Genomic DNA, 8,554 nt, shown 5'->3' on the forward strand with positions numbered 1-8,554 from the left:
ATTACCGCTATAAGCATTCTAAATATTCTGTAGGGATTAGCATCCCTTTAATCCAAAGAAAAGCTAGCGTCGTTTCTAGTGGTAGCGATTACACGAACTCTTTTGTTTTCAATGAAGGGGCTAGCCATTTTAAGGTGTTTTTCAATTACGGGTGGGTGTTTTAGAGTGTGAAATCCATTAAGTGCGAAATCTATTGACAGAAATAATATTTTTTTAAATAAAAGCCTTATTTTTGTCTTTTTTTCGTATAATAAGATTTAAGTTAGTATTGATAGTGGTGCGTTAAGATTTTTCAATCTTGTGCGATCGAATCAATATTTTTTAATAAGATCATAGCTTTAATATTCAAAATAGTATAAAAAGGAAAGTCATGTATGCGGCTCATCCTATTAAACCCCTAAAAGCCCCTAAACTCAAAACTCAATTTTTAAGGCGTGTGTTTGCGGGCGCGTCCATTAGGCGCTGGAATGACCAAGCATGCCCTTTGGAATTTGTGGAATTAGACAAACAAGCCCATAAAGCGATGATTGCGTATCTGCTCGCTAAAGATTCAAAAGACAGGGGTAAAGATTTAGATTTAGATCTTTTAATCAAGTTCTTTTGCTTTGAATTTTTGGAGCGCTTGGTTTTAACCGATATTAAACCCCCTATTTTTTACGCCCTCCAACAAACGCACAGCCAAGAATTAGTCTCCTATGTCGTGCAAAGTTTGCAAGATGAAATCAGCGCGTATTTTTCTTTAGAGGAACTCAAAGAGTATTTAAGCCACAGACCCCAAATTTTAGAAACTCAAATTTTAGAGAGCGCGCATTTTTATGCGTCTAAATGGGAGTTTGATATTATCTATCATTTTAACCCCAACATGTATGGCGTGAAAGAAATTAAAGATAAAATTGACAAGCAACTCCACAATAACGAGCATTTGTTTGAAGGGCTTTTTGGGGAAAAAGAAGATTTGAAAAAATTGGTGAGCATGTTTGGGCAGTTGCGTTTCCAAAAGCGCTGGAGCCAGACCCCAAGAGTGCCGCAAACGAGTGTCCTAGGGCATACCTTATGCGTGGCGCTTATGGGGTATTTATTGAGCTTTGATTTAAAAGCTTGTAAAAGCATGCGGATCAATCATTTTTTGGGCGGGCTTTTCCATGATTTACCCGAGATTTTAACCCGAGACATTATCACGCCCATCAAACAAAGCGTTGCAGGGCTTGACAACTGCATTAAAGAAATTGAAAAAAAGGAAATGCAAAACAAAGTCTATTCCTTTGTGTCTTTGGGCGTTCAAGAAGATTTGAAATATTTCACCGAAAACGAGTTTAAAAACCGCTACAAAGACAAATCTCATCAAATCGTTTTCACTAAAGACGCTGAAGAATTGTTCACGCTTTATAATAGTGATGAATATCTTGGGGTTTGCGGGGAGCTTTTGAAGGTGTGCGATCATTTGAGCGCGTTTTTAGAAGCCCAAATTTCTCTTTCTCATGGCATTTCCAGTAACGATTTGATTAAAGGGGCTCAAAACCTTTTAGAATTGCGATCCCAAACAGAACTGCTTGATTTGGATTTAGGGAAATTGTTTAGGGATTTTAAATAATGAACTATAAAGAATTATTAGAATTTAACGATTACGCTATGGATTTGACTATTCGTATGGCGCACCATAGCACTGCTATTGAAAACAATCCTTTGAGCCTTGCTGAAACTATAAGTATTTTAACCACTGAATATATTCCTAGAGAAATGCCCCAAAGAGCTTTCTTTGAAGTGAAAAACTATCAAAACATGCTCTTCTTTCTGTTAGGAAACCTGAATAAAGGACAAAGCGTTGATAGTTTTTTTATAAGAGAGTTGCATGGGATTTTAATGAATTTTTTACTCCCTAATAAGGGGGCTTTCAAAACGACTGATAATACCATTTTAGGAGCTAGTTTTGAAACGACCCCCCATTTTCAAGTGTCTATGGCTATGAAAGAATGGTGCGATAACCTCAATTATAAGATGAAGACCTTACAAGATAAAGAAGAAAAACTAAAAGCCATTTTAGAACAACACATTTTATTTGAAAGGATACACCCTTTTAGCGATAGTAATGGTAGGGTGGGCAGAATGCTAATCTTTTATAGCGTTTTAGAGCAAAACTTAATACCATTTGTGATCACCAAAGAACAAAAAGAGGCTTACATTAAGGCTTTAGACACGCGCAATACAGAAAGCTTATACCAACTCGCCAAAGTATCCCAAGAGTTTGAACTCACACGCATACAAGGGCAAATGGTATTAAATAAGAATAACCAAAACCATATTTTTCAAGCGCGCATCAAATAGAGCTTTTTCCTCTCGCTTGAAGAAGCGATGTTGAGCAATTGGCGGTATTTGGTGATCGTCCTTCTTACCATTTTCAAATGGAATTTTTCTTCAATGAGTTCTAAAATCTTAGCGTCGCTCAAAGGCTCTTTTTTGTCTTCATTTTTAATCAATTCTAAAAGATAGTCTTTGATCACAGCGTTTGAAGTCTCGCTGTTGTCTAAGGCGATGCTAAAGAAATGTTTAATAGGGAAAACCCCCCTTTCGCATGCCAAATATTTATTAGAAATGGCCCTTGAAATCGTGCTTACAGAGTGGTTAAACTCGTTGGCTAAATCCAGTAATTTTAAAGGGCGTAATTCCTTACCCTTAAAAAAATCGTATTGATACTCTAAAAGCATGAGGCCGATTTTATAAATCGTGGCTTTTCTTAAATTTAACGCGTCAATCAAATCTTTGGCCTCTTTTAACTTTTCTTTTAAATAGCCGCTATCCTCAAAGCGATTTTCTTCTAAACTGATCGTCGGGTAGCTCTCATCGTTCAAACGCACAATCATTTCATTATCCACTTCTAAAATAAAAAGCTCAGGAATGACTTCTATTTCTTTTTCTAAAAACTCAATGGCTGGGGGGTTTTTAAAGGATTTTAAAATCTTTAAAGCCTTTTCATAATAAAAATCTTTAGAAAATTCATGGTGTTTTTCTAAATTTAAAATGATCTTTCGCGCTTCTTCATAAAGCTCGTTATTGTCTAATTCCCTACCCTCTAACTGGAATAAAAAGCTCTCTTTCACGTCTTTAGCGCCAATGCCAGCGGGATTAAGGTAACTAAAACGCTCGCGCACTTTTTCATAAACTTCGCTCTCTACCCCTAAAATTTTAGCCCTTTCTTCAACGTTTTCTTCAAAATACCCTTCGCTATCCAGCCCGCTGATAATATCCATAGCGATTTTTTGAGAGGTTTCAGTGGGAAAAAGGGGGGGAATGATTTGAGATTCTAGGGTTTCAAAAAGGCTTTTAGAAGCGATTGCGAAATTTTCTAAATGATCGTTACTCTTTTTAGCGCTAAAGCGATCGCTAAAATTTTTGATGCGTTTGTTTTCAATTTTAATTAAGGGATTATCCAAGGCGTTTTGTTTCAACACTTCTTCTAAATCTTCAAGCTCGCTTTGTAAAATGGGGAGCCACCCTTTTAAAGTGGCGTTTAATTTGTTTTTAGGGCTAAGGTTTGCGCGTAAGATCGCCATGTCTATACCTTAAAATTTTCCCCTAAATAATACTTGCGCACCAAAGCGTTTTCATAAATTTCATTAGCGTTCCCACTCGCTAAAAGCGTGCCGCTTTTAATCACATACGCCCTATGGCACACGCTCAAAGTCTCTCGCACATTGTGATCAGTGATCAACACGCCGATGTTTAATCCAATTAAGCTTTCAATGATTTTTTGAATGTCAATCACCGCGATCGGATCCACGCCCGCAAAAGGCTCATCTAACAGCACGAATTTAGGGTTTTTCATTAAAGCCCTAGCGATTTCTACGCGCCTTCTTTCTCCCCCACTCAAGCTCATGCCCTTGCGCTCTCTTATGGCTTGGATATTAAAAGCATCAAGCAAGCTTTCCATTTTTTCTTCGCTCTCTTTAGAGTTTTTAAAAGTGCTCTCCCCTGCTAGGGCCAAATTCTCTTCCACGCTCAATTCTTTAAAAATGCTGGATTCTTGGGGCAAGTAGCCTATGCCTAAGTTAGAACGCTTGTGTAAGGGGTATTTAGCTAAATTCACATCGTTTAAATAAACGCTCCCCCCACTAGGCTCTAAAAGCCCGCATATCATGTAAAAGGTGGTGGTTTTCCCCGCCCCATTAGGCCCTAAAAGCCCCACCACTTCGCCACTTTTCACTTCTAAAGAAACATCTGAAACGATTTTGGTTTTTTTAATCTGTTTGTTTAAATGCTCTGCTTTTAAAATATCCATTCAAGCGACCCTTTAAGCGATCTTTATTGTATAAAAACGGCTAGTTGATTCGGTTTTGATTTCCACAACCTTAATAGCTAAATCGTATTTTTTTAAAATTTTTTCTAATTTTTCATCGCCCCATTCCACAAAATGGATCCCCTTTTCTAACAAGCACTCCAACATGCCAAGCTCCAAGCAAGCCTCTAAATCGCGCATGTAAAAATCGTAATGGAACACGCTCTCGCTATAAGCATGCATCAAGCTAAAGGTGGGCGAAGTCGCTTGAATGTCTAACCCCAAGTGTTTCAAGCACGCTTGAACTAAAGTCGTTTTACCGCTCCCCACAACGCCTTTTAAAAGCACCACCCCTTTAAAATCATCTTTTAAAATTGCGGCCGCCACTTTATCTAACTCGTCTAAATTCGCTCTCATAACAATTCCACGCTTTTGATTTCAAACTCGCTCTTAATCTCTTCAATGAGATTAGAATGGTTAGCCATAAATTCTTGCAAGGCTGTAGGGGCTTCTTTGGGTTGGATTTCTTTAGTCTCTTTAGTGTCGTTTTCTTGAACCTCTTTAGTGTCGTTTTCTTTCGTTTGAAGCACTTTTCCAACCGCTTCTTTAGTTTCTTTTTCTTGCATTTCAGCCGTGGTTTCAGTGGTTGGTTTGGGTAAGATTTTTTCCCTTAAAGAAGAAATTTTAAAATCCTTAACCTCTTTAGTTTCTTCTGGAGCGCTTTTATTTTCCAAATGATTTTTTAAAGCAATTTTGATATTTTCGCCCTTGCCAAAAACCCCATCAACGATACCTTTCACGATTTTAAATCGTTCTCTTAAAAGCTCTTTATCTTTATCAGTGGCTAAAGACTCCCAAGTCAAGGTTTTAGTCTGGCTGTCAAAATCAATGAAACGGATATTTTTTTCAAACACCGCCCCTAATTCGTAATTACGCTCATAAACCAATGTTTGAACTTGCTTGAAAAGGTTGTGAAAAATGCGATCTTTAGCTGAAAGCATGGGAATTTGTGGGGTTTCTGCGTTCTCTCTTTTTTCTATGTTCTCTCTTTGTTCTCTTTGTTCTATATTTTTAAATTCTTGTTTAGGGGCGTTATAGCTTATGCTAGGGTTTTGATTGAAAGGGGTTTGCTCTAATTCCAAAATCGCATCGTCTAGGGCTTTGAGTTTCAAAGCTTCTTTGAATTTCATTTTCAATAACAACAGCACAAAACTAGCATTTGCCCCTTCTTTTAAAAGGCTGAGACTGCTCATAATGATTTTAAAAAAGCGCTCTATCAAAAGAATGGAATAAGAATCAGGGCTTAATAATTTCGCTTTCAAAAAAAGCATCATTTCTTCTAAAACGCCCTCGGTTTCATAATTTTCTAAAATGGCATAACGCTCTTGCAATCGCGCTTCATCTTGGTTGATTAGGCTTTGGAAAAAATCTTCTAAAACGCTCCTATCAATCGCTCCTAACATTGCAGCCACTTTGCTTTCTGTGATAGCGTTATCGCAATAATTGATGGCTTGCTCTAAAAGAGTGATCGTATCCCTCAAGCTCCCTTGCCCGCTGTGAGCGAGTTTTTCTAACGCACTACTTTCATAGCTCACTTGTTCTTTTTCTAAAATGGTTTTTAAATGAGAAATAACGGAATTTTCAGGGATTTTTTTAAACCTGAAATGCTGGGTGCGACTGAGTATGGTAGCGGGCAATTTCAAAGCGTCCGTTGTCGCTAAAAGGAATTTCACATGGCTAGGAGGTTCTTCTAAAGTCTTTAAAAGCGCGTTAAACGCTTCAGTGGTAAACATATGCACTTCGTCAATGATAAAGATTTTATAGCGCCCAAAGCTTGGTTTGTAGCGGGTTTGCTCTATGAGGTTACGGACATCATCAATCCCCCTATTAGACGCCCCATCCATTTCTATAATATCTATGTGGTGGTTGTTTAAAGCGCTCTGGCATTGGATGCAAGTATCGCAAGGCACGGCTTTTGGCCCTGTTTCGCACATTAAAGCCCTAGCAAAAATCCTAGAAGAGCTGGTTTTCCCCGAACCTCTTAACCCGCTGAATAAATAAGCGTTAGCCAAACGCTGGTTGTCTAGGGCTAAAGAAAGCGTTTTAGCCACGCTCTCTTGACCGACTAGCTCGCTAAAATGTTTGGGGCGGTATTTTAACGCTAAAACTTGCATATTGATTGTAATCCTTAAAACTCATTTAGAAGTATTGTAATGCAAAATGACTTAAAACTAGCCCCTTTTTAGGTTTTGCTCAATAACGCTAAAAAATCCCTAAATAAAGTAACGCTGAGCGTTCCCATGATAGCGGTTACAAAGAGATTCACGCCCATAAAGATTTTTTGGTTGTTTAAAAGTTTAGAGCCATAGCGTAAGGACAGGGTGCATAACAATAAAAGCCAAGAAAGAGCCGCCGATAAAGTGCCAGCTAGAAAGACAAATTTTTGCACTAAATCAAAAGACAAAGCGCTCGCGCCAATTAAAAACACCATTTCCAAATACACTTGAGGGTTGAGTAAGGTAACGCCTAAAGTGAATAATAAGGTCTTTTTTAAAGATAATTTTTTGGGGGTTTGGACTTGCTTTTTTTTAAAGGTTTGAAAAAGGGTTTTTAAAGCTAAAAAAGCGTAAAATCCGGTAAAAACCGCCCCAAATAAATTCAAAAACAAGCTCAAATAAAGATTTTTCGCAAAATAAGCCCCCACGCCAAACACGCCCATGCTCATTAGCACAATATCGCACATAAAACACAGAGCGCAAATCAAAAACACATAATTCCTAGCCATCCCCCTTTCCACAATAAACAAGGATTGCGCCCCCACCGCCGCACACAAAGAAATCGCTAAACCAAAACCTTCTATAAAAACCACAAACATCTTGCTTAAATCCTTTCACTCAAAATAAGCCAAAAACTACCAACGCCATGCAAACCAATCATTCAAAAGGGTATTTTAAAATTTTAGGGTTTAAAACGACCTTTATAAATTAAAAGTTAAATGATGACACAATGGCTATATAAAATTAAAACCCCATTTTTACTATTCTTAGCGGTGTTTGAGAATAAGTTAAAATTAACATGGTAGAATGCCAAAATTTGCTGTCGTCATGCGGCAAAAATTTAGACAACAAGGAATTGGGAATGAGAAGGAGTTTGGCTTTTTGCCTATCAGCTTTGCTTGGATTACAGGTTTTAGGCGCTAGAGACTTTTCGCAACTCAAAGATAAGGAGCTTTTAGAATTAGCAGGCACTCTGCCTTCTAATGAAGCGATTGATTATCGCATGGAAGTGTCTAAACGCCTTAAAGCTTTAAAAGCTGAAGACGCTAAGAAATTCCGTGCGAATTTCAGCCGGATCGCTAGGAAGAATCTTTCCAAAATGAGTGAAGAGGATTTCAAAAAAATGCGTGAAGAAGTCCGTAAGGAATTAGAAGAAAAAACCAAAGGTCTAAGCGATGAAGAAATTAAGGCAAAAGGGCTTAATGTGAGCGTTTGCAGCGGTGATACGAGAAAAGTTTGGTGTAGGGCTGTTAAGAAAAAAGACGAACATTGCTCTCCTAAGTGAGATAAAATTTAATTTAAAAGGATAAAACATGAAAAAAGCGTTGAAAATACTTTCTGTTGGCGCGTTGTTATTTGTGGCTTTAAACGCCAAGGATTTCAGCAAAACAAGCGATGAAGATTTGGCTAAAATGGCTGGTATTGTCGCTCCTCAGGATATTGTGGATTACACAAAAGAGTTAAAAATGCGCATGGAAAAGATGCCTAAAGATAAGAGAAAGGCGTTCCATAAACAATTGCATGAGTATGCAACTAAAAACACAGACAGCATGACCGTAGCGGATTTTGAAGCCCGCCAAAAAGCCATTAAAGAAGCGCTTAAAAAAGGCAACATGGAAGATATGGATGATGATTTTGGGTTGCGATCATGCAAGCATGGGAAAAAACACAAACACCATAAACATGGTGGTCATGACAAACATGGCAAAGGGCATGGCAAAGAACAAGGCAAAAAAGATCACGATCATGATGATCATGGCGAAAATGAGAAATAAAGCTTAAACTACACCCCTTTCTCTATCAAAGCTTCAAATTCTTTAAGCAGAATCCTAAACGCTTTTAGCGTTTGGGATGCGTTCTGTTAAGCGTTATCAAAATTCTGTTCTCATTAAATATTGCTTATAAAATTCAAAAAATGGTTTCATTATTACAAAAATTAACACTCCAAAGATAAATAGTTAAAAAACACCCAAAATCTTTTTTTTTTTTTTTGAAATCCAATAAATTT

The 8,554-nt window shown here is 37.7% G+C and carries 9 protein-coding genes; 4 read left to right on the top strand and 5 right to left on the bottom strand.

What is annotated here, in order from left to right; translation table 11 throughout:
* Positions 1-370: 370 nt before the first annotated feature.
* The gene (locus tag EAL04_RS07665; RefSeq protein WP_120974451.1) at positions 371-1,591 is read left to right on the top strand and encodes an HD domain-containing protein; all 1,221 of its coding nucleotides are present in this window, start codon (positions 371-373) and stop codon (positions 1,589-1,591) included.
* Positions 1,591-2,322, top strand: a complete 732-nt coding sequence (locus tag EAL04_RS07670) for a Fic family protein (RefSeq protein ID WP_120974453.1) — start codon at positions 1,591-1,593, stop codon at positions 2,320-2,322. The genes EAL04_RS07665 and EAL04_RS07670 overlap by 1 nt, the downstream gene beginning before the upstream one ends.
* Here EAL04_RS07670 and EAL04_RS07675 read toward each other — a convergent pair.
* The 5 genes from EAL04_RS07675 to EAL04_RS07695 all read right to left on the bottom strand — a co-directional run bounded on the left by EAL04_RS07675 (position 2,304) and on the right by EAL04_RS07695 (position 7,145).
* Entirely contained in the window at positions 2,304-3,548 is a 1,245-nt protein-coding gene (locus tag EAL04_RS07675) for an RNA polymerase factor sigma-54 (RefSeq protein ID WP_120974455.1), read from the bottom strand. The two genes, EAL04_RS07670 and EAL04_RS07675, sit on opposite strands and share 19 nt — an antisense overlap.
* 2 nt (positions 3,549-3,550) lie before the next feature.
* Complete coding sequence (lptB, locus tag EAL04_RS07680) at positions 3,551-4,273, bottom strand: LPS export ABC transporter ATP-binding protein (protein ID WP_000353241.1); 723 nt, start codon at positions 4,271-4,273, stop codon at positions 3,551-3,553.
* Between the two features lie 12 nt (positions 4,274-4,285).
* On the bottom strand, positions 4,286-4,687 hold the full coding sequence (gene tsaE, locus EAL04_RS07685) for a tRNA (adenosine(37)-N6)-threonylcarbamoyltransferase complex ATPase subunit type 1 TsaE (RefSeq protein ID WP_001202497.1): 402 nt from the start codon (positions 4,685-4,687) through the stop codon (positions 4,286-4,288).
* Entirely contained in the window at positions 4,684-6,444 is a 1,761-nt protein-coding gene (locus EAL04_RS07690) for a DNA polymerase III subunit gamma/tau (protein ID WP_120974457.1), read from the bottom strand. The genes tsaE and EAL04_RS07690 overlap by 4 nt, the downstream gene beginning before the upstream one ends.
* 68 nt (positions 6,445-6,512) lie before the next feature.
* On the bottom strand, positions 6,513-7,145 hold the full coding sequence (locus EAL04_RS07695) for a LysE family transporter (RefSeq protein WP_000498381.1): 633 nt from the start codon (positions 7,143-7,145) through the stop codon (positions 6,513-6,515).
* A 263-nt stretch (positions 7,146-7,408) separates the two neighbouring features.
* Here EAL04_RS07695 and EAL04_RS07700 point away from each other — a divergent pair, with 263 nt between their 5' ends.
* Both EAL04_RS07700 and EAL04_RS07705 read left to right on the top strand, forming a co-directional pair.
* Positions 7,409-7,831, top strand: coding sequence for a DUF1104 domain-containing protein (locus EAL04_RS07700; protein ID WP_001254652.1), 423 nt, complete (start codon positions 7,409-7,411; stop codon positions 7,829-7,831).
* Between the two features lie 28 nt (positions 7,832-7,859).
* On the top strand, positions 7,860-8,321 hold the full coding sequence (locus tag EAL04_RS07705) for a sialic acid-binding protein (RefSeq protein ID WP_120974459.1): 462 nt from the start codon (positions 7,860-7,862) through the stop codon (positions 8,319-8,321).
* Positions 8,322-8,554: the final 233 nt, after the last annotated feature.

It is taken from the genome of Helicobacter pylori, from assembly GCF_003638305.1.
Classification (GTDB): domain Bacteria; phylum Campylobacterota; class Campylobacteria; order Campylobacterales; family Helicobacteraceae; genus Helicobacter; species Helicobacter pylori_DJ.

Excerpts from the sequence above, each read along its gene's own strand:
- EAL04_RS07665 (WP_120974451.1), top strand. The coding sequence starts at position 371 with ATGTATGCGGCTCATCCTATTAAACCCCTAAAAGCCCCTAAACTCAAA.
- EAL04_RS07705 (WP_120974459.1), top strand. The coding sequence starts at position 7,860 with ATGAAAAAAGCGTTGAAAATACTTTCTGTTGGCGCGTTGTTATTTGTG.
- EAL04_RS07695 (WP_000498381.1), bottom strand. The coding sequence starts at position 7,145 with ATGTTTGTGGTTTTTATAGAAGGTTTTGGTTTAGCGATTTCTTTGTGT.
- EAL04_RS07700 (WP_001254652.1), top strand. The coding sequence starts at position 7,409 with ATGAGAAGGAGTTTGGCTTTTTGCCTATCAGCTTTGCTTGGATTACAG.
- lptB (WP_000353241.1), bottom strand. The coding sequence starts at position 4,273 with ATGGATATTTTAAAAGCAGAGCATTTAAACAAACAGATTAAAAAAACC.
- tsaE (WP_001202497.1), bottom strand. The coding sequence starts at position 4,687 with ATGAGAGCGAATTTAGACGAGTTAGATAAAGTGGCGGCCGCAATTTTA.
- EAL04_RS07670 (WP_120974453.1), top strand. The coding sequence starts at position 1,591 with ATGAACTATAAAGAATTATTAGAATTTAACGATTACGCTATGGATTTG.
- EAL04_RS07690 (WP_120974457.1), bottom strand. The coding sequence starts at position 6,444 with ATGCAAGTTTTAGCGTTAAAATACCGCCCCAAACATTTTAGCGAGCTA.
- EAL04_RS07675 (WP_120974455.1), bottom strand. The coding sequence starts at position 3,548 with ATGGCGATCTTACGCGCAAACCTTAGCCCTAAAAACAAATTAAACGCC.